The following is a 22,593-nucleotide window of genomic DNA, read 5'->3' as shown; positions in this document are numbered from 1 at the left end:
ATCATATATACATGCTTTTGTTATATTTTTTATACTTTTGACTTCAACAGCCGTATGACCTCCTCAACATACGGCTTCACGCCTTCCCCAAGGAACACATCTTCCGGCATCTCAAATCCGTGTTCCTCACGGTACATATAATACCTGTTATCTATGTATTCACCATATTTTTCATAGAGATCATATACCTCCATGGTTCCGAAATCATCCAGCATCGTCACTGTCTTCACAAGTATGCTGTCACAGAAATCCTCGGCTATCTCCTCCACACCCATGCACAACATTTCCTCGGTGGGGCTTTTTTTATCTATGGAATATATCTGATCCATATACAGCATTTCACCACTTCCCAGGTCAATACTGCCAGCATCGCCATCTATAGACCATACCCTCGCATTATATTCCTTTGTCAGCTTTTCGCCTCTAAAATCCCAATATTCGATACCGGTCAGCTCTTCGCCTTCGGTGACAAGCTCAAAGCTGTTCTCCATGCACATCAGGACTTCGCCATCAATTCTCTTGTTATGCTTTTCTCTATCCCGGCGAAGTTTCAGCCGGTGATTATACAAGTCCTCAGCGTTTTCTATGAATCTCGTAACGCATGTATACAGACATCGGATATCCTCCCTGTCCAGATCGATCAGACGGTAAAAATGTGCACTGTCAGGAACTACCCCACAATTTGTTCCTATCTCCAGCTCATACCGATCCGGCTTGTCACACTCCGGGGATCTCTTTATCCTTCTGAGAACATATCCATCCTCCACATGTGTCCCCTCCGTCCCAAGACACAGCACTTTTTCGTACGGATCTCCGCTATTATTCCTCACGATCTGGGCATCTTCCATGTCTGAATCAAGTATAGTCCGTATATCCGTCTTGAGCTGCCGGACATTTGGGAAGTCGTATGCCGCCGCATTTATCAGAGTCTCCCACACCTCTCTATCGTTTTCTTCGATATCTCCAGCCTTATCCTTTTCTGTATTTTCCAGGTTATTTCTCTTGCTTACAAGGAGCTGCATATGATAGTCAAATGACAGTATTTTATTCTCACCATTCTCAATGTCGAGTATATTATCTCCGTTCACGGCCTCCATATCCGGGCGTGTATAGCAGAGCTTATATGTGCCATTCGTCCAGCAGAAAATATCGTTAAAAAGATGACCGAGATAATCATCGTCATGCTTGCAGCCACTCTCGCGTATAAACTTATATCCCTGTCTCATATCCTGTGCCCCCTCACACTCGCATTTATTTACAAAAAAATAATACCCTGTCCTTGCGGACAGGGTAAGTGAACCTGTGGTGTAAAATTTTCACTCTTACTTGTGAGCCATTGTCTTGATCTCTGTGTCGATCTTCTGTACGAACTCGTCAAGTGGAAGAACTGTTGTGTCAGCCTCACCGTGAAGTCTGTATGATACTGTTCCGTTCTCAGCCTCATTGAATCCGATTACGAGAAGGTATGGAACCTTCTGAACCTGACCCTCACGCATACGATAACCAAGCTTCTCTGCTCTGTCATCAAGCTCTACACGAACGTCGATGGCATCAAGGGCATCAACGACCTTGTGAGCATAAGCCATAAGATCCTCGTTGTCTGTCTTTACAGGCATAACTCTTACCTGTACAGGTGCAAGCCATGTTGGAAGATTGCCCTTTGTCTCCTCAAGGATGTAAGCCATGAATCTGTCGAGAGATCCAAGGATAGCTCTGTGGAGAACTACAGGGGTCTTCTTCTCGCCGTCCTTGTCGATATACTTCAGATCGAACTTGGCTGGCAGACAGAAGTCAAGCTGACATGTCGAGAGTGTATACTCATTTCCTACGGCCGGCTTAACATTTACATCAAGCTTTGGTCCGTAGAATGCAGCCTCACCGATCTCCTCTGTGTAATCGATTCCTATATCATCAAGAACTCTTCTGAGTGCATTCTCTGCTTTGTTCCACATCTCATCGTCATCGTGATACTTTACCTTGTCCTCTGGGTCACGGAGTGACAGTACGCATCTGTAATCTGTGATTCCGAAATCCTTGTATGTGTCAAATATGAGCTTAACAACTCCTGCAAACTCTTCCTCGATCTGGTCTGGTGTCACAAATATATGTGAATCGTTCTGACAGAAGTGTCTTCCTCTCTCAATACCCTTGAGTGTACCACTTGCCTCAAATCTGAAGTCGTGTGCGATCTCAGCGATCCTGATAGGAAGATCCTTATATGAGTGCATCTTGTTTGCATATATCATCATGTGGTGCGGGCAGTTCATTGGACGAAGTACAAATGACTCTCCCTCCATCTCCATTGCCGGGAACATGTTGTCCTTGTAGTGATCCCAGTGACCTGATGTCTTGTAGAGGTTTACTGTACCTACACAAGGTGTCATAACGTGGAGATAGCCAAGCTTTCTCTCCTTGCGCTTGATGTAGTTCTCAAGCTCCTGCCATACTGTATATCCCTTTGGAAGGAACATTGGAAGTCCACGTCCTACAAGGTCATCGACCATGAAGAGCTGCATGTCCTTGCCGATCTTTCTGTGGTCTCTCTCCTTTGCCTCCTCAAGTAACTGAAGATGCTCCTCAAGCTCCTCCTTTGTAGGGAAGCACACGCCATATATTCTCTGGAGAACCTTGTTCTTGCTGTCGCCCTTCCAGTAAGCTCCTGAATGTCTGATGAGCTTGAAGTTACGGCAAAGCTTTACATTGTCTACGTGAGGTCCACGGCAGAGGTCTGTGAAATCACCCTGCTCATAGCATGTGATCGTTCCATCCTCAAGTCCATTTATAAGATCGAGCTTGTACTCGTCATCCTTGAACATCTCAAGAGCTTCTTCCTTGGATATCTCCTTGCGGATGATCTTCTTGCCGCTCTTGGCAATCTTCTTCATCTCTTTCTCGATGGCTGCGAGATCTTCCTCGCCTCTGATAACGTCATCGCCGAGATCTACATCATAGTAGAATCCTTCTGCAACTACCGGTCCTACCCAGAACTTTGCCTGTGGGTACAAATGCTTGATAGCCTGTGCCATAAGATGTGCACAGGAATGATTCAGTGTCTTAAGCTGTTCGTCTTCTTTGAAATTAACCATGTCAGTTCTCCTTCTTACTTCTTATAAAGTGAAAATACGTTGCAGACGCAGCAGACATCAATATATCTGCCCGGCGTCTGGTTATACATGAGCTTTCTGTAACAACTAAAAAAGCACCCCTAGATATAATCTATCTAAGGGTGCGTATGCACGTTTCCACCTTAACTTTTAACTCAATTATGCCTTTAACGCAGCTACGCGGTGACGCTTATATCGCGCACGGCTCGGGAGTGGTCTTCATGTGATATATCATAAGCTGCTCCCACCATATGTTCAGGATTAATATCTGGTCCACATATGCAGCTCTCTCTGGATGCATCCATCACACTACTCTTTCCGTCTATGCCTTTGTCATATCTGCCACCTAGTGTAGCACGATATATTTTTTTTCACAATAGTATTTTTTATTTTTTTGCCTTTATTTTTTCAACCATTTTCAGCCAATCAAACAGCCAACAGACTTCTCTCTACCTCATCTCCATGGAAAGACTCATATCCTGGCCGTCCACCACAAGAGTTCCCATGCTGCCGCATACCACAGGCATCATCGGTGACAGGTGTCCGAGATCCACATCCATCACAACAGGCACATTGTATTTTCCTATGATTCCCAGCACAGCCTGATATTGGTCAAGGCCCATCATCTCCTGTCCGAACTGCAGCGGTCTGCCGATCATAAAGCCCTTACAGTATCTGAACCATCCTCCGTTGTCCATCTGCCACATAGCACGTCTTATGGACATAACGTTCAGATCGCAGGACTCGAGAAACCAGATAAATCCATCATCCTTATATCTCTCAAGGAATTCGCCAACATGGTCAAACTTTGTTCCTATAAGGTTCACCAGACAATCCATGCAGCCACCTATCATTCGCCCGCTCACCTGGAACTTCTCTGGATAGCCCTTTATCACCCTCGGCTCCGTGATGTTGTACGGCAGGAATGGATGCTCTTCATCCCTGAGGGACTCCTTCTCCCATCCGTCGTATCCTGCAAATGACAGTTTCTGTCCCTGAAGGACCGCCATAGCATCCGCAACTGATCGGTGCCACGGCTCCTGTCCAAATGCCGCCGCACACGGACCATATATGGATGCCGTATCGCACAAAGTGGTGAGCAGGAACGTGAGGTTTGTATTGTCCGAATATCCCATGAACCACTTAGGGTCTGCTGCCCTCAGCCTGTCAAAATCAATATAGTTAAGTATCTCACACATGAGCTCACCGCCGCCGCAGGATATGAGTGCATCGTTCTTCTCCGATGTGTAATAGTCATTTATCTCCTGCCCGCATAGTTCTGGCTTATTGCTGATTCCTATGCCTTCTCCGACATAACAGTTTGGCCCGATCTGTATACCAAAGCCCATATTCCTGAAGTTCTCCTGCGCTCTGCCAAATGCAGTCTTATACGGTTCTGTATCACAGCCAAATGATGGCGCAACGAAACCTATCGTATCGCCCCTTTTTATAAATTTCGGAAATCTCATATATTATCTGCAGGTATCCCTGCCTACCTCCTTCTACATAAGCTTCAATATCCACTCCACCACGAACACGGTCACACATGCCGCAGCAGCGACAACTATAAGTCCCTTTTGCTTTATTCCAAGTATGAGTGCAACCGCAAATCCACACACAGCGCTTATGATACTCTCCGTACTGTATAGTATAGACGGAAGTGTAAGTGCCGTGAGACATGAATACGGCACATAATAGAGGAATGAATTGACGAATCTGTTCTCTATCTTCTTGCGGAACGCCACCAGCGGCACCATTCTTATGAGGTAGGTGACGACCGCCATGGTTATTATATATATGTATATATTCATCACTGCACCTCCTTTTTCTCAGCAGTTCCCACAGGGAAGAATATAGCCCCTATCACAGAGGCTGCCACCGTGCTTATGATTATGGCAATTCCAGTCGATATAAACTTGAATATCGGAACGTAATACAACACGCATGATATGGCAGCAGCCACAAGTGCCACTATGGCAACCGGTCTGGACTTCCTGGCAACCGGCATGACTATGGCGACGAACATTCCGTAGAGCGCCAGACTGAGTGCGCTGCTGATTGACTTTGGAAGAAGTCCTGAGGCAATCGCACCGAACAGGGTTCCGCCTGTCCAGCCGACTATCGGCAGCAGCTGAAGTCCTATCATATAGCCAAATGTCAATTCCTTCACATGTCCCATGGCAACCGCAAATATCTCGTCAGTATTTGCAAATGCGATCACAAGCCTCTCCTTGATGCCCACTGCCTCTCCAAGCTTCTGCGAGAGTGACAGACTCATAAGGGAATATCTCAGATTGATTATGAACTGTGTGAGTATCATCTCAACCAGCGTTCCCCCTGCAAGAATGATCTTGAGTCCGGCAAACTGTCCCGCACTGGTTACATTTGTCAGGCTTATGATGACCGCCTGAAAACTTGTGAGTCCTCCTTTCACCGCCAGCAGGCCAAAACTAAAACTTACCGCGAAATACCCCAATGCTATCGGTATTCCATCCTTTAATCCTTTTCTAAATTCCATCTCTAATACTACTTCTTTCGTTACAAATTTGTGTTATCTCTTTCGTCTGCGTCCCCCACAGTCGTAGCACTTCACATACTTCCACACAAGCCTCTCCTTAAAGTTCAGACTCCAGTACGTGTATGCCCTTATCTTATTATAAAGCTTTCTTGCCATCTTTAACTGCTCGTCATCCGGTACGATCTGTCCGTACACAGCAGCCTGAACGCAAGCCACAAATGTCCTGAACTCATCTCCGCCTACAATCTTCACCCGTTCAGTCACAATATCCGCATATTCGCTGTCATCTGAGCCTACACCATCCGTTAGTCTGGCAAATGTGAGCATATCCCACATGGCAGCCGACATCTCATGCACGGCAGCTATACGGTCTCTTCCAACAAGCTTGCGCCTACGCCGCGTAACGAGCACACGTCTTCTCAGCATGACCGAAGCCATAAGGAGCATCGCCACCGATATGACTGACGCTGCTATCTTAAACGTTCTGCTGTCAAACAGCTCCGACAGGCCATTTGCATCACCGGAGCCACCACCTCCGGCCTGGTTCTGTCCATTTCCACCATTATCACCTGTGCCACTGTTTCCAGAATTGTTCTCAGTTGTATCCTCACTCACTGAGGATGCATGTTTTTCCGTAGTCACATCAGCGGCATCTTCTCCATCATCATCCGTGCTCTCCTCCGAAGCTTTTGTCGTGATCTCTGTTGTTATCTCTGTTGTTATATTCTCCGTGGTGAGCTCAGTGTCTCCGCCGCTTTGATCATCATCCTTGTCCTGACCATTCTGTGATCCTGAGTTGTCCGGTTCATCCGGGATACCAAGGGTATCTGCCCTGTTGCCAAGCGGGGTGGCATCAACTATCACCCAGTTCTCAGCATCCCTCTCATATGCCTCGATCCACGCATGGCTGTACTTTTCAAGTATATATGCATGATATGTTCCATCCGCCTGCCTCGTCCACGCCGATGAAGGCACCACATAACCTGTATTGTATTTTGTCGGTATTTCCATGGTTCTAAGACCTATCGCAGCCGCAGAGGCGTAATGCACACAATACCCCTCATGGCCAGTGTATAGCGCATACAGAACCGGATCCACGTCCGATGCAAAAGGCTTTGGCGATATCGTATAAGACATATGCTGTCTTATATACTCGACCACCTTATCCACAACGGCACTATCATCTGTTCCTGCATTCTTAGTAAGTTCCTTTATCGCCTTTCCGTATCCACTGAATGTATCACTGTCGTACTTGATCAGTATCTCGCTGTCCGGGCTGTATCCTATATCCCTGTTTCTCCATGTACCATTGTCGTATACGACATAACTTCTGGCTTTCACGTATAGATTGCCATCTGGCTTCTCATTTCTCGTTATCTCGTCCACAACCTCATCAGTCGGTTTCACCTCAGAGCCGTCAACCTTATAATATGTTGAGTAACCTTTTCCAGAGTCCCCAGAAAAGAAATATTCCACATTTTCAACCATCTCCACAAGCACACCTTGAAATTTTACGCCACGCTCATACGCGGCTGAGTATACCAGCATGGCCGTTATAATGCAGGCTGCAAGGGAGATAAGCGGAACCACAACATTCCATTTTATTGATAACGGCTGACCATTTCTCATGAGTACATATCTTGCAACTATGAGTGACAGAACCGTGAGTACGATTCCAGCCGGACTCACATGTACGTCCAACATGGCTCCTGCCGCCATGAACAGAAATGCAAGCCCGACGCCTATCAATATACTGCTGCACCTAAATATCATATATGCGGCAAAAAACATGGCTACAGCCGTGACAAACAGAATAAACTCGTACATCGCACCTACACTTATGTAGTCGAGATCCACAGCTCCTGTCCTGACTCCATATGCCATTTTTATCTCGTAAGCAATGCTATATATCATACCTCTTCCGCCGGTGTAAAGCATCTTTCTTCGGGCAAGTCCCCATACCAGAAGCGTACACACCGGAACAAGTATGTCTGTAAGTCTTTTTTCTTTTCTAAGTAGATACCAGCAGCTGTACACAGCCGCTATGACCAATCCTCCGATCACACATAACATCATAAGATTGGTCGGTTCCATATATTTATATATATCTGAGCTAAATGCTATATCCCCCACCAGATACGCAATTCCTGATGAAAGCATCCACACCGCCAGGCCCAATATAATCTTCAAATCTGCACCTCTATCTGCAACTACATCTGTAACCTCACCTAAACTGTGAGACAAATATGAGTAATATCTTCCTTCAATGTCTCAAATTTAACATGATATCTGTCATCCCCGCACTGTATATTTCCTTTCATATCAACATCTATAAAACTGGTGAAATCCTCGCCGCGATACTTCTCTCTGTACATGCCTATCACATCATACCAATCCATACTTCTCGCATCTACATAGGACATCCGAGCTGCCGCGTCATACACATCCTCTTCTTTTATTATCCTGTACCTAGTTATAGACATTTTCTCAGGATCATACCACGCTATAAAATGCGGTACCCTGATATCTATAAGTGAAAAACTTAAAGATACCATAGACTCAAGCGCTGCCGACATGGCATGCCCATAATTCTTGCAGTCCTTTCCATTGAGGTTTACACATATAATGACAGGACACGACAATGTTTTGTTCATATCTCTCACCATTATCTCATCCTGTCTCGCTGTCAGTTTCCAATGTATATTTCTCACACTGTCACCCGGTCTATACTCTCTGACCTGATAAACTTCGGAGGAGTCATCCCCCCGTATATCTGCATGATATACATCACTGTCAGTCACAAAGTCTCTCGTTTTTTTCGTGATATTTATAGGCATAAGGTAACACTGCGGCAACACATATACATTTGCCGAGTTCTTTATCTTCTTTTTTATATAGAACATATGAAATGCATCATACACCCTCACATCTGCCGCTGCGATCTCATATCTGCCGCTGACAGCAAGGGACATAGCCCCCTGACATACCCCATTTTCATTGTCAATCTGCCTAAAAGTGCTGTTCTGTTTCTTCTTCATACCCGCTGCCATGACCTTGAAAACTGCTGACACATAAGGTACCTGACCTGAGTTCGATCTCACGGTAAGTTCAGGATGAAATGTTCTGTTCTTCTCAACCACCGGTATGTTCATCTGCATACTTATGCCTGTCCTGAAAAACCTGGTAAACAGCCCCGCAAGGAGGCATACCATGACTGCCAGCATAAGTGCAGCCACGTAGAAATAAGCCTCTTCCCGATTAATGATTCCTATATATATGCAGACCAGGATCAGTAAAATATATATTATTCCTCTTTTCATAATCTACCCACTATCTCCGCATCCTGCAACGGACTATCTTTTTGGACTGTTTCTTCGTCTCACAGTTGGCTTATACACATGCTCCATGATGTCCTTGAGCACAGCCTCCGGGGTAATATGGTTTACCCTCGCCTTGGCATTCAAAATGATCCTGTGCCGCACAACATCCTTCCATACCATCTGAACATCCTCAGGTATGACAAAATCTCTTCCGCTTATATATGCCCAGCTCTTCGCCATCTTCGTGAGGGCGATTGTTCCTCTTGGACTGACTCCCAGTTCAAGGCTAGGGTTGTCCCTGGTCTCCGTTACTAGCTGGCCTATATATGTGTACACCTCATCGCTGACCTTCACCTGTGTGACTTCCTCTCTGATCATGCGAAGCTCTGCCGCACCGATCACCGGATGGATCTCCTCAAATCCATTGGCTGATGTCCTTCCCTTGACTATATCCAGTTCGTTCTCTATGGATGGATAACCAAGCTTTAAGCACACCATGAATCTGTCCAGCTGGGAATCCGGAAGGAGCTGAGTTCCGGCGCTTCCTATCGGATTTTCCGTTGCTATAACTATGAACGGTTCAGGAACAGGATACGTGACACCATCCACTGTCACATGCCCTTCCTCCATAACTTCCAGAAGTGCCGACTGTGTCTTAGGTGATGTTCTGTTGATCTCATCTGCGAGGAAGAGATTGCACATCACAGCACCCGGTCTATACACAAATTTGTTCGTTGCCTTGTCGTACATCGTAAATCCTGTTATATCCCCCGGTAATACGTCCGGTGTAAACTGCATTCTCTTGTTCTCAAGCCCCATTGCATTTGCAAATGCCAGAGCCATGGTCGTCTTTCCAACTCCCGGAACATCATCCATGAGTATATTTCCACCAGCGATTATAGATGCCATTATCTTGGCAACACATATGTCCTTTCCAACAACGACCTTCTTTACTTCCTCTATAACGTCAAGCACCTTACCATTGTAATTCATACCTATCTCCATTTATCTTAATTTATCTCTATTTACCGAAATACTATATCTATCTGTTTCACATTCAGACCTAATATATACATATATCGGGAGGACACAGCACGCTTCCTCCCGATATTTCATATTCAATTCATAAGCTGTGATTTTACTGTCTCTATGTTTCCCATTATGACTCTGTATGTATCATTGTCACCATAGATCCCGTATATCTCCTCCGCCGCCAGCTCGTAGTACTTGAGCGCCTGTACAAGATCTCCCTGTCTGTAAAAAGTCTCCGCCATAGCTGACAGCGCCGCACTGTAGTGATATCCGCGCTCCCCCATAAGCTGATATCGCCTGACTGCCTCAGCAAGTCTGTCCTTCGCCTCATCCAGCCTGCCCGCCCTGAGAAGACTCTCACCGAGGCTCACATAGATTGTAGCTATCTCGTTTCCCGCCTTATCATGTCTCTCTATGATGACAAGTGCCTGTTCAAATGAATCAACAGCCTTGTCAAAATCCCCCAGATCCTGATAGAGCATGGCAACATTGTTGTAATATGTTGCCATCAGTATATCATAAGGACTCACCTGTCCCTGGTATATATCTCTGACCTGCCTGAAATAGGCCAGTGCCTCCAGAAGATTTCCAGCGGCTCTGTTGGTATTTGCCACATTCATCAGCGTTGTTCCGTATGGCACAGTATCGTCTATCTCCATCTTCTCCGCCAGCCTTATCACCTGTCTACAGAAATAGAGTGCTTTGTCATACTCCCCTGTAGACCGGTGAAAGCTGATAAGTTCATTGTATATGGCCTGCATGGTTTCACGATCTCCGTCATACTCAGCCTCGCTCAGTGCCTGCGTCAGATAACGCTCAACCTCAGATATTCTGTTTTCTGCAAACAGCTTGTCCAGTCTGCCAAATATTTCATTGATGTTCATCCGGTCTTCCTCCGCTAAATAACGACCTCATTTGTCCATCATAACACAACGAGATTTGCCTTGTCTATATTGCCTGCTTCAAAGTTAACCGCATTGTCGAGGGTTGTCCTGCTTATCGCCTCCAACGCCTCCTCCGTCAGGAAGCCCTGGTGTGAAGTCACTATTACATTTGGGAAAGAGAGAAGCCTTGCTGTTATGGATGTCTCCAGGATATCATCTTCCCGGTTCTCAAATACATTTCCTGTCTCTTCCTCGTACACATCAAGTCCCACGCCGAAAAATTTTCTACTTCTTATGCCTGCTATCAAATCCTCAGTTTTGATCAACGCCCCTCTAGATGTGTTCACCAATATCACCTTATCCTTCATCTGAGCTATGGTGTCTGCATTCACCAGATGATATGTGTCATCTGTGAGTGGACAGTGCAAGGATATGAGATCGGATACTCTAAAAAGTTCCTGAAGCTCCACATACGTCACAAAGTCCAGCTCCGGGTTTTTATACATATCATAAGCTATGACTTTCATCCCAAATCCATGACATATCCTCGCCATGGCTGCTCCTATCTTGCCAGTTCCAACTATTCCCGCTATCTTACCGTGAAAATTCATCCCCGTAAGTCCAACAAGACTGAAATTGTTCTCGCGAACCTTTATATAGCTCTTGTGCAGCTTTCTGTTCACTGCCATTGCCAGCGCCATGGCATGCTCAGCAACTGCCTCAGGTGAATAACCGGGAACTCTGAGCACCGTCATGCCACATTTTTCTGTGGCGTCAAGATCTACATTGTTGAATCCTGCACATCTCATGAGTATGAGTTTTACGCCGACCTCGCTCAGCGCATTTACAACAGCTGCGCTCACATCCGAGCTCACAAATGCGCATATAGCCTCATATCCTCTTGCCAGTCTTGCTGTTCTCACCGAGAGATCTGCCTCCACATAATCTATGCAAAGCTGTGGGTATCCACCTTTTATGGCATCAAATGAATCTCTGTCATACTTTTTTGTATCGTAAAATAAAATATTCATAAGCTTTTGTCTCCTCATCATAATTATCGTGATTTTCATTTGTAGTATACCACTTTTACTTCCTATTTATCAGAAAATCTATTTTATCAAAAACCTCATTAAAAAGGGACGTACAGAATCATCTGATCCCGCACGTCCCGATCTGTGTCCATTTTCTTTGAAAGTACGTTACACTGAACCGTGATGACCGCCTCCCGACAATATTGCCGTGAGTCCCTGTGTCGGCACACCCACATTGTCGTCATAGAACACATTCGGCAGGGTAAGTGTCGCCTCGTAGATCTTTCCCCTTCTACATGTCACAAACGATCCGTTCATCTCCTCTGCCATCTTCTGGCATGTCAATGTTCCAATGTGTGTACTCTCTGCCCTGGCACTCTCAGCACTTATATAATTTCTAAAAAATATCCTTACTCTGCGGACATCAACATATACTCTAACATCTATCGGCTTAGTTTTGTCTGAATATTTCCGTATATTGGTAAATACATTGTCGGTTATCCTCTTCATCCCCTGTACATCCACCGATATCTCCGCTTCCCTATCTGATATGTCGACATTGAACTGGTATCCATTCTCTCCGAGAAGTACCATGTACTCTCCAAGCATCTGATTGAGGAACGGTCCCGCCTGGAATGTCTCCATATTAAGCTCATCACTGCTCTTGGAATATACATAGAAATATCTGAACATTTTATCGGACATCATCCTGAGCTGTTCTGCCTTCTCCGAACTTATCCTGATGTACTCATCAAGTTCCTCCTGGGAGGAGTATTCCTTATTCTTCATAAGCTCAAGATATCCCGCCATGACCGTGAGCGGGGTTCTGATGTCATGCGCCATGGCCGTTACCAAATCACTGTTTGCCTGCCATGCCTCTTTCTCTCTGCTCAGCTGTTCTATGATGGTTGCCCTCATAGTGTCTATATTCTCCGCAAGCAGACATATCTCATCCTGTCCCTTTATCGTAATAGGTCCATTGATGTCCACATTCTTTATATCCATGACCTGATTGGTAAGTTTCCTGAGTCTTCTTATCTCTCTTCCAAAATAATATATTATTATCCCTATAAACAGCATACTGCAGAGCACAAATATCGCTACCCTACCGACTTCTTTCAACGTGTCATCCGAATAATCTACTATGCACACATCGAATACGCCATCCCTGAACAGAACTGGGTAGAAATCATAATCCGCTTCCTGCCCCCCGGTATCCTCCGCATATTCCGATGTCTCCGGCTTCTCCATTACTGCAGTACCGCCGCTCGCTCCATTTGTCGCATTGCTCTGTTTCTTTGTAACACCGCTATTTTTGTTTGTTGTTGTGCTGTTGCCATTGTTCTGTCTTCTGATCTTCCTTATGGTACCTTGATTGTCCTGGATCAGGATTACCATCTCTCCCGTAACAGAATTGGTAATCACGTACTTGTATGCACCACGCTTTTCTATCATCCACTGGGAATCAAACACTATATCATCATTGTTGTATATCAGTATATATACATTTTTATGCTTTCCCTGCCACGCCCTGAGCGCCCTGGAATCAGATGCCTTCATAGAATGACTGTTCACATAGGCGGCAAAGCTCTGGATCTGCTGCATAGAACGCTGCTGTACATTTGCATCACTCATGTAGACATTTGCCACATACCTGTCCAGTGCAAGCATCCCTGCAAAGAATGATATCACCGCCGTCAGAAGTCCCAGCACAACAACTATGAACATCTTGACCTTGAGCGTACGTCTGAATGTCTTATTCATATCAGTCTACCTGATATCCCTTTCCATATATGGTTCTTATGATCTCTGGCTGTGCGGAATTATCCTCTATCTTCTGTCTAAGTCTCAATATGTGCACCATGACCGTGTTGGATGATGATGGAAGATACTTCTCCTGCCATATATTCTCGTACAGTGCCTCCAGTGACCATGGCTTACCCCTGTGCTCAACAAGGAAGAACAGGAGCGCATACTCCTTGTCGGTGAGTTTTACGATCTCACCATTCTTAGTCACTATACGCTTAAATGAATCTATGCTTATGTTGCCCACTGTTATATTCTTGGCGTCGACCTCTGACTTGCCACGGTACACTCTGTATCTCCTTATAAGGGCATTTACCTTTCTGTTGAAATCATTCTGGGTAAATGGCTTTGGTAGAAAATCATCTCCGCCCACAACATACGCCTCATTTTGATCCGGTTCCTTTGTCTTTGCTGTGAGGAACAGTACCGGCACGGAAGAGAACTCCCTTATCTGCTCACACGCCTCAGTTCCAGACAGCTTTGGCATCATGATGTCCATGACTATGAGATCTATATCACTGTTGGCTCTGACTGTCTCCACCGCCTCAACTCCGTCTGCCGCCTCAACGACCTCATATCCGAGTCTCTTCAGATATATGTTGAGCAAAGTCCTTATATCCTGCTCATCATCCACCACGAGAACCTTTATTGATTCGTTCTCATTCATATTTTCTACTGTATTTTCCATATTCATGCTCCTTCGTCAAATATACACATTCATATCCATGCCGGCGCAGTAAGCACTGCACCAAAACTGTGTACATTATAACAAATAATCGTCTGTTGATTACATCTATTTAATCTTGTCAAGGAATTTTAAGCAAAACAAAGCCCTCTTACCTGTTGTGATAAGAGGACCTCGCCTTTTCTTTATAAAATGATTGGAAGAGCTATAGTTAGGTGTGTCTAACTATCTACGAGTATATCCAAATTTTACCTGTGTGTCAATACATTCAGGGATGTGTATAGTGATAACATTTATCATTTCGCCCTAACTCACTCTCCGCGCTGCAATTTTACGTTTAACATATCTGACTGCTCCCATTATCATATCCCTGTATACTCCCGGATTGAATATGAGCAGCAGTGGGAAAAGTTCAAGTCTTCCCGCAAGCATGTCAAACATCAATACATATTTGCTAAATCCCGTCAACATCCCAAAGTTCTGTGTTGGTCCAACCTGTGAAAGACCCGGACCTATGTTGTTGAGACAGGCTGCCACAGCTGTAAAGTTCGTCACCAGATCTCTTCCCTCAAATGACACCAGAAAAACAGATATAGTAAATATACCCATAAGTGTTATAAAGTACACGTTTACAGCCCTCACGACCTCGTGCTCCACCGGTTTTCCATCCATCTTTATCTTCTTGATATTCTTAGGATGAAAATACGAACCAAGTTCCTTTACCACCGTCTTGAACATGATTATCAGTCGGGACACCTTCATACCACCGCCCGTGCTTCCCGCGCAGGCACCGATAAACATCAGTATCACGAGCACAGTCTTACATGTCTGCGTCCACTGATCAAAGTCTGCTGATGCATATCCCGTTGTGGTTATGATAGATGCAACCTGAAACGATGCATGTCTCAGCGCATCCCAGGCATTTGACATGGTCTGCATAAGGTTGACAAATATTATTCCGATAGCTCCAAGGATTATCAGGAAGTATGTTCTTACCTCCTCCATGGACAGAGCCTTTCTAACATTTCTATATAGTATATAATAATAGAAGTTAAAATTCACGCCAAACAGCATCATGAATATTGTTACTACCCACTGTATGTAAGGCGAGAAACTTGTAAAACTGTCGTTCTTGATACCAAAGCCACCGGTTCCAGCCGTTCCAAAAGCTGTACAGAATGCATCAAACAGGCCCATTCGTCCAAACAGTAAAAGAACCACCTCAAGAAGCGTCATAGCAAAATATATTGCGTAGAGTATGCGCGCAGTGTGCTTAAGTCTTGGCACGAGCTTACCCACCGATGGGCCAGGGCTCTCCGCTTTCATAAGATTCATATTTGATCCTGATGCGCTGTTCATAGGAATGATTGCCAACAGGAATACCAGGACTCCCATTCCACCTATCCAATGCGTAAAGCATCTCCAGAACATCATTCCGTGGGACATCGCCTCAACATCGCTCAGGATACTTGCTCCTGTGGTTGTAAGTCCAGACACCGTCTCAAAAAGTGCATTTGTAAATGATGGGATCTCCCCAGATATTACAAATGGCATACAGCCAAATATACTGAGCAGTACCCAGCTAAATGCCGTAGCTATGCACCCCTCTTTCAGATATATAGTCTGATTCGATGGTTTTCTTATAGTCATAAGTGTACCCACTATCACACAGGCAAGGATGACCACAAGAAAGGCAAACCCTTCATGCTCCTGATATATAAGAGACGTGATACATGGTATGATCATCAATATTCCCTCGAGTCTCACGACCTGCCCGAGTATGTATATGATCATGGAATTATTCATAGCGCGCCTCCTAAGCCAGTATATCTCTTATATCTGTAAATCCCGTCTCCGTTGTAACTATCATGGCTGTATCTCCAATCTGTATGGAATCTTGTCCTGTAGGAAGAAGTATTGAACCATTTCTATTTATAAACGCGATAAGCAGATTCTTCTTGAGTTTTAGATCCTTGAGTGGAATATCCGTCACCTCAGACTTCACGTCGACCCTGAATTCTATCGCCTCTGCCCGCGAATCAAACATGTGATAAAGAGTCTCTATATTGTTGCTGTTAGAGTTCTGCTTTGCCCTGACGTATGCAACTATCGACTCTGCTGTGATACTGCACGGATAAACAACACTGCCAAGATCCAGACTGTTTATAACCTCGCGGAAATTGCTTCTGTTTATCTTGGTTATCGTCTTTGCATTTGAGTGCTTTCTCGCGTGCAGAGTGAGAAGGATATTCTCCTCATCTATTCCTGTCAGCGATACAAATGATTCGGTCTCGGCAAGTCCCTCCTCATTCAATATCTCCTGATCCGTTCCATCACCGTTTATGATGATAGCTTTTGGTAAAAGCACAGAGAGCTCCTCGCATCGTTTCTTGCTCTCCTCAATGATCTTGACAGATATTCCCATGTTGACAAGCTGTCCCGCCAGATAGTAAGCGACATTGCCGCCTCCTATTATCATGGTATCCTTGACTCTGGCAGTCTTAAAGCCTATATGCTCCATGAATTTTCTGGACATAGGTCTTGTTCCGACACATGACATTATGTCCCCTGCCTTGAGCACAAAATCTCCAGAAGGTATGTAAAACTCTCCTGCTCTCTCAACCGCCGCTATAAGTATATTGATAGGTTTCTGTTTATTCGCAAGATCCTTACCCAGATCAGCTATGCTCTTGTTGTCAAGGACATTCTTCTCCGGTATCTTGATCCTTGTCATCTCCGCCTGTCCATGTGCAAATGAATTGATCTCAAGTGCTGTCGGTAGATAGAGGACTCTAGACACCTCTATCGCGGTCTCAAGCTCAGGGTTGATGATCATAGTGAGTCCAAGTTTTTCCCTAAGATAACTTGCCTCCTTGCTATAGTCCGGATCTCGAAGCCTTGCTATGGTTGCACAGTCTCCAACCTGCTTTGCTATAGTGCAGCACAGGATGTTGAGTTCATCCGATGACGTCACCGCAGCAATAAGATCCGCATTCTGTATTCCGGCTTCCAGCTGTACGCTGTGATTAGCCCCATTTCCGACAACCCCCATCACATCATACTGATTGGAATATGTCGCTACCTTCTGCGGATCCTTATCTATGATCGTTATGTCATGACCTTCATTCGCCAGCTGTTTAAGGATCGCAACGCCAACCTTGCCACAGCCAACTATTATTATTTTCAGTCCCGTCTTCTTGCTTGATTTACTACCAAACACAGGTCTATCCTCCTTGAATATCTTCATATAACTAAGCAAAGTATAACATGAAGATTTTAAAAATCAACCATCGCAGCTTTTCTTTACTGAAACCTTATACGAACATCCTTATTATGCAGCAGACCAGAACAAATATCACAAATGCAATGCCCACTATCATATTCGTTTTCTTGCTGAAACCACGCGTAGGCTTCTTATATATACCATCATCATTTTTATCTTTTTTGCTCTTTCCCATCTGTTCCTCCTCTCTGCCTCGCAAGACTCATAAGTCTCTTTATGAGCAGATTTACATTTGTGTGGCGTTTCAGCGAATTCTCCCCGCTCCTTATGAAATCCCAGGACTCATCATAGGACATATCCGTAGTCTCCGTCTCATTCTCAAAGAAAAACTTCTCCAAAGATCCGGACTCCTCATGAGCTATAGAAAATTCAAGAGCCTTTCTGGTCTTGTCATGCTCATTGAAATTGGCATCTCCATGCAGAAAATGATCCAGATTACAGGAAAAATAATACGCCGAATATTTTACCTTCTTACTTCCGATCTTGATGGATGTAAGCGATGTGAGCACATCCAGATTGTCACTCTTTCTGTGATTTCTCTCCACGACATGAGCCGGAATACCCGTCACTATGTAATCCGGATAGTATACCGGATCATCTGTCTCATTGCCGCTGGCCGCCACCAGCGCATCATCTATATATACACCGTCCGTGTCTACAAAATGAACTATCTCCAGAATATCCTTTGGATATAATCCAGTTTGTTTCAAGAATGGACTGACCATTATCTCATCTATGAACCTCTCTATATTGTCCGGATATATACCATTCTTTGACGTTATATCTCCGCCGGCATGTCCATCGTCATTCATGACCATGGCAAATTCAAGCAATATATCAGGATCTATGTCCTCAAGCAGCTGTCCAAACGGAATCTCAAATGCATTTTTGTCGGACATTCCCTCGACCAGAAACAGCACGATCTTCTTCTTAGGTCGTTTCCCCATTATCAATCCCCGCCTTTCTGAACGCTGATACGACCTTGTATTTCTTGGTATTCCTATACAGCTCTTCGTCCTGTTCCCCCACAAGTATCTCTCTGAAATAGGTACTTCTCAGATTATTTGTGTTGCCAATCCCCTTCATCCTGATATACCTGTTCTCCGGATTGGTAGTCGTAAAGCATATAAAGTCCTTATCTATGACCTCCAACGGTCTCAGGTTATGCGATGTGAAAATAAACTGTCCCTTTCCTGATTCCTGGAATGTCTGCAGCACCTCCCCCAGCAGATACTCAAACACTCCTGCATCCAGCTCATCTATGGCGATCGTACACGACTGCTCATTGTACGCATCTATGATAAGGCTGAGCACTGACACGATCTTTCTGATTCCATCAGACTCATATCGAAACGGCATCAAAAGTCTTCCATCCGGCGCAGCATCGGCATTGTGCTCATTGCTCATATCTGATTCATTGCGGCTCGACACGATCTCCACAACATGCCCCATGCTGCCATCCTTCATCATTGTTGGAGAAAGCTCATGCATATTTACATTCAATCCCGGTACAATCTGACTGAGCACTATATTAATATTGTCAAACTGCGACTTGAGTTCTGAAAACACAAAATCCGGCATTATATTTGGCATGTCAGTCTTGAGCAGGTACCTGCCGCTCTGGGTATAAAGAGGAAGTCCATAGTTGAGCCTTATATATCCTGTAGACTTCGTATCCACCACATGAAGATAGAGCTGGCTGTAATACGCAAGCTCCAGCACGACCTGATAAAACTCCGAGTACAGCCCACAGTCATCAAATACCTTTGCAGCACCAAGGGAGAACACAAATGATGTTGATTTCTCCTCCGAAAGTCTTCTCACTATGTTCAGCTCATCCAGAGACTTCTTGTCACCCGCCACGAAAAACTTCTGCTTCGACACAGGGCCAAATGGTCTCTCATCCCCGGATGTATCTATGATCGGCTGCATTATGATCTTTCTGCCGTCAAAATCCCCTGACATGCTGAGTTTCTCGTCGCTTATCTTAACCCTGTACTTTGAGTGCTGCGAACTGCCGGCATCGTCTGCACCGTACTGTCCAAAGCCGCCAGGCTGTTCAGTTTCAACTGCCGAGAGTGCAAACTCATACACTGCCTTTCTTATATGCCCATCCGGGTACTGAAGATCAAATGTGAACTCAAGTCTGGACTTATCCTGTCCTTTTGCCACACATTCAGCGTATACTCCGGGTACTTCAACACCCATCATCAGCAATTTTAAAATAGCTAACGCCTCTATAAAACTCGTTTTTCCTGATCCATTCTGTCCATACAGCCCCAATATATCTGCTTCCGTTCCATACGGAACATATTTCTTTCCGCATGCAAATACTATCTCGCCATGCTCAACGCTCTTGAAATTATCAAGGACGGCCTTCTGTATCCTTATTGTAGGCAATCTGTCCCAATGGTCTTCTCTAAATTGTCTGATTCTCATTCACAGTCTCCTCAGATGTTATTGATTTAATACTGTAATTATATGTTTATCCACTTCATTCGTCAACAGACATCATTTTTTGAATTTTTTATTTTATTTTTCTTATCTCTTCTGGCCTTACCATTTCTATATCTTAGTGGAGACTCTCCCATAGCAGAAGAAAATCTCCTGATAAAATAGCTTACATTTTGATATCCCGATTTCATGGCAATCTCGGTCACCGACAGATCTGTGGACTCAAGCAGATGTCTAGCATACCTCAGTCTCACATAGTTCACATACTGGGTAAGTGTCATGTGAAATCTCTCGCTGAATAACCTTGACATGTATTTTTCTGACAAATGAAAATGTTCAGATAGCTCAGCAAGCCCTATGTTATCATGATAATTATCCTGTATATACAAAAGTATCTCCTTTTCCAGTTCACCTGATGCATTCCTTGTCAACTCTTCAAGCTGACTGTATTCAACAAGCAAATCCATCATCTGTAAAAGCCGGATCCTTACCTGTATCTGTCTGTGTGTACCCATCTTTCCATTCTCCTCCACAAGTTCATCAAGAATAGGTATGAGTTTTCCAAGCAGTTTTCGATCCGCCACCTCTGGTCTGAATCCCCGGGTGTGATTCCTGAGTGGGAAAAACACTTCATCCTCCAAGGCATCCTTGGTCTGAAATGATATAAATTCCAGAGGAAATATAAATGTAAAATAGTCCACAGGAGTGTCTGGGGCACTCATCATATGCAGCACTCCCGGACTTGCAATAAACACCGAGCCGTCTTCCCCTGTAAACTTCTGTCCATCAATCTCCACCGTAAGCGGACCTTTCCTCACATATATTATCTCCATCTCATCATGCCAATGGACCGGGATCTGAAATGCATGAGGAAAATATCGCATATGATACTCACAAAATGGATATTCTCTTGTTCCGTGCGGATGATTTTCCTTTAATTCTGCGTACATTGTTATCCCCTGATATTGATTTGTTATATATTGCGTTGCTTTTTATATCATGCAACTTCGTTATATTAACTCATATGTGGAATATGTGCAACTTTTAATTGAAATAGTACAAGATTCGAGCGGCACCAATGCGATATTATACAATTTAGTTATAACCCATGATTTTATACCCATCGCCAAAGGAGTACTGATTATATGAAGAAATTATCCGCACTTTTTATACCTATATGTTTTGAAACACTATTCTATATGCTGTCTGGCATGGTGGACACACTTATGCTCTCATCAGTGGGCGACTATGCCGTGGGTGCTGTCGGAACCGCCAACAGCTACATAGGCATGTTTATCATCATGTTCTCCATCATATCATCAGGAATGATGACTGTCATGACACAGAACATAGGTGCAGGCAGACCTGGCATCGCCTATCAGGCTCGTCAGCTTGGTCTTATATTTAATTCAGTCATAGGCGTGGGAATGTCCGTATTCCTGTTCGTCTTCTCCGGCGGCATTCTTGACATGATTGGAATAGCCGGAAATCTCAGGGAACCTGCCATGAGCTATCTTGAGATCGTAGGCGGAGGCTGCTTTCTGAACGCACTGATCCCAATATTTGCAAGCTACCTCAGAGCATTTGGACATACTAAGCAGCCTCTCATCGCTACCATAATCGGCAACCTTGTAAACTTCGCCTTAAATGCAGTTTTTCTCTTTGCGCTGCATAAAGGGGTGCAGGGTGTCGCTACAGCGACAGTCATATCCAAGGTTATCAACCTTGCAATTGTTATCTTTTTCTCCTGCACCCTTATAAAAGCAGGGAAAAATCCCGAAAGGCTTTCTAACAGAACTGTCCTTTCACAGATCATCAGAGTCGGACTGCCATCTGCATTCGAATCCGTTCTGTACAATGTCGCCATGATGCTGGTGGTCAAGTTTCTGAACCAGATGGATACTGACGGAATAAATGTCACGGCACGATCCTACGCAGTCCAGATAAGCAACTTCTCCTACTGCGTCGGCTCAGCGCTCGCCCAGGCAAATGCCATCATGACCGGATGGCATATCGGTTCCGGCGATATAGATGCATGTAAAAGAGATACCAAAAAGGCCGCCATCATCGGTGTGATCGTGGCGACCTGTCTTGAAACTTTATTTGCTGTCACAGCCCCATGGACCATGAGACTGTTCACCGACAACCCGGACATGGTTCATATTGTCACAAGGCTTCTTGCAATTGACATCATCCTCGAAGTTGGCAGAGTTACAAACCTTGTCTACGGCCAGGCTCTGAAAACCAGCGGAGATGCGGTATTCCCGGCTATCATAGCAGCAGTCTTTATGTACGTGTGTGCTGTCGGCGGTACATGGATGTTCGGCCTGCACCTTGGGCTCCTTGCAGCCGGCGCCTACATAGGCCTTACCTGTGACGAATGTGTGCGCGCAGTGGGTATGGTCCTGCGCTGGCGAAGTGGAAAGTGGACGGAAAAGAAACTGGTGTAATAATACACTAATACCAAACGTATTCC

19 protein-coding genes are annotated in these 22,593 nt (G+C 44.8%); 1 reads left to right on the top strand and 18 read right to left on the bottom strand.

Annotated elements, in window-relative coordinates:
* Positions 1–29 precede the first annotated feature (29 nt).
* From NQ536_RS02735 to NQ536_RS02650, 18 genes are all read right to left on the bottom strand, one after another.
* The gene (locus NQ536_RS02735) at positions 30–1,226 is read right to left on the bottom strand and encodes a hypothetical protein (RefSeq protein WP_044998071.1); all 1,197 of its coding nucleotides are present in this window, start codon (positions 1,224–1,226) and stop codon (positions 30–32) included.
* Positions 1,227–1,322: 96 nt separating this feature from the next.
* Positions 1,323–3,086, bottom strand: a complete 1,764-nt coding sequence (gene thrS, locus NQ536_RS02730; protein WP_004851377.1) for a threonine--tRNA ligase — start codon at positions 3,084–3,086, stop codon at positions 1,323–1,325.
* Positions 3,087–3,553: 467 nt separating this feature from the next.
* Complete coding sequence (locus NQ536_RS02725; RefSeq protein WP_004851380.1) at positions 3,554–4,573, bottom strand: S66 family peptidase; 1,020 nt, start codon at positions 4,571–4,573, stop codon at positions 3,554–3,556.
* Positions 4,574–4,606: 33 nt separating this feature from the next.
* Positions 4,607–4,915 carry an AzlD domain-containing protein gene (locus NQ536_RS02720; RefSeq protein WP_004851383.1) on the bottom strand — a complete coding sequence of 103 codons (309 nt, stop codon included), beginning with the start codon at positions 4,913–4,915 and terminating at the stop codon, positions 4,607–4,609.
* Entirely contained in the window at positions 4,915–5,622 is a 708-nt protein-coding gene (locus NQ536_RS02715) for an AzlC family ABC transporter permease (protein WP_004851386.1), read from the bottom strand. Before NQ536_RS02715 ends, NQ536_RS02720 begins: the two co-directional genes overlap by 1 nt.
* 33 nt (positions 5,623–5,655) lie before the next feature.
* Positions 5,656–7,812, bottom strand: coding sequence for a transglutaminase-like domain-containing protein (locus tag NQ536_RS02710; protein ID WP_167530859.1), 2,157 nt, complete (start codon positions 7,810–7,812; stop codon positions 5,656–5,658).
* A 38-nt stretch (positions 7,813–7,850) separates the two neighbouring features.
* Positions 7,851–8,942 (bottom strand): DUF58 domain-containing protein, encoded by a 1,092-nt coding sequence (locus NQ536_RS02705; RefSeq protein ID WP_004851389.1) that lies wholly within the window; start codon positions 8,940–8,942, stop codon positions 7,851–7,853.
* A 33-nt stretch (positions 8,943–8,975) separates the two neighbouring features.
* Positions 8,976–9,935, bottom strand: a complete 960-nt coding sequence (locus NQ536_RS02700; RefSeq protein WP_044998072.1) for an AAA family ATPase — start codon at positions 9,933–9,935, stop codon at positions 8,976–8,978.
* 125 nt (positions 9,936–10,060) lie between these two features.
* Complete coding sequence (locus NQ536_RS02695) at positions 10,061–10,858, bottom strand: tetratricopeptide repeat protein (protein ID WP_004851392.1); 798 nt, start codon at positions 10,856–10,858, stop codon at positions 10,061–10,063.
* Between the two features lie 38 nt (positions 10,859–10,896).
* A complete protein-coding gene (locus NQ536_RS02690) occupies positions 10,897–11,889 on the bottom strand; it encodes a 2-hydroxyacid dehydrogenase (RefSeq protein ID WP_044998073.1) in 993 nt (330 codons plus the stop codon).
* Between the two features lie 168 nt (positions 11,890–12,057).
* Positions 12,058–13,653, bottom strand: a complete 1,596-nt coding sequence (locus tag NQ536_RS02685) for a HAMP domain-containing sensor histidine kinase (RefSeq protein ID WP_004851396.1) — start codon at positions 13,651–13,653, stop codon at positions 12,058–12,060.
* Between the two features lies 1 nt (position 13,654).
* Positions 13,655–14,383 carry a response regulator transcription factor gene (locus NQ536_RS02680; RefSeq protein ID WP_022058105.1) on the bottom strand — a complete coding sequence of 243 codons (729 nt, stop codon included), beginning with the start codon at positions 14,381–14,383 and terminating at the stop codon, positions 13,655–13,657.
* Positions 14,384–14,686: 303 nt separating this feature from the next.
* The gene (locus NQ536_RS02675; RefSeq protein ID WP_004851400.1) at positions 14,687–16,186 is read right to left on the bottom strand and encodes a TrkH family potassium uptake protein; all 1,500 of its coding nucleotides are present in this window, start codon (positions 16,184–16,186) and stop codon (positions 14,687–14,689) included.
* A gap of 10 nt (positions 16,187–16,196) precedes the next feature.
* On the bottom strand, positions 16,197–17,627 hold the full coding sequence (trkA, locus tag NQ536_RS02670; RefSeq protein WP_004851402.1) for a Trk system potassium transporter TrkA: 1,431 nt from the start codon (positions 17,625–17,627) through the stop codon (positions 16,197–16,199).
* A gap of 67 nt (positions 17,628–17,694) precedes the next feature.
* Positions 17,695–17,838, bottom strand: a complete 144-nt coding sequence (locus tag NQ536_RS02665) for a hypothetical protein (protein WP_004851404.1) — start codon at positions 17,836–17,838, stop codon at positions 17,695–17,697.
* Positions 17,816–18,610: a hypothetical protein gene (locus NQ536_RS02660; protein WP_004851406.1), complete on the bottom strand. Its 795-nt coding sequence runs from the start codon at positions 18,608–18,610 to the stop codon at positions 17,816–17,818. Before NQ536_RS02660 ends, NQ536_RS02665 begins: the two co-directional genes overlap by 23 nt.
* Positions 18,594–20,102 carry an AAA family ATPase gene (locus NQ536_RS02655; RefSeq protein WP_004851408.1) on the bottom strand — a complete coding sequence of 503 codons (1,509 nt, stop codon included), beginning with the start codon at positions 20,100–20,102 and terminating at the stop codon, positions 18,594–18,596. The genes NQ536_RS02660 and NQ536_RS02655 overlap by 17 nt, the downstream gene beginning before the upstream one ends.
* A 62-nt stretch (positions 20,103–20,164) precedes the next feature.
* Positions 20,165–21,067, bottom strand: a complete 903-nt coding sequence (locus NQ536_RS02650; protein WP_004851410.1) for an AraC family transcriptional regulator — start codon at positions 21,065–21,067, stop codon at positions 20,165–20,167.
* A gap of 195 nt (positions 21,068–21,262) precedes the next feature.
* Here NQ536_RS02650 and NQ536_RS02645 point away from each other — a divergent pair, with 195 nt between their 5' ends.
* The gene (locus tag NQ536_RS02645; protein WP_004851414.1) at positions 21,263–22,567 is read left to right on the top strand and encodes an MATE family efflux transporter; all 1,305 of its coding nucleotides are present in this window, start codon (positions 21,263–21,265) and stop codon (positions 22,565–22,567) included.
* Positions 22,568–22,593 lie beyond the last annotated feature (26 nt).

The sequence above is a fragment of the Coprococcus eutactus genome (assembly GCF_025149915.1).
Classification (GTDB): Bacteria; Bacillota; Clostridia; order Lachnospirales; family Lachnospiraceae; genus Coprococcus; species Coprococcus eutactus.
Note: the sequence above shows the minus strand (reverse complement) of the source record. Positions and strands in the feature narration are given on the sequence as shown.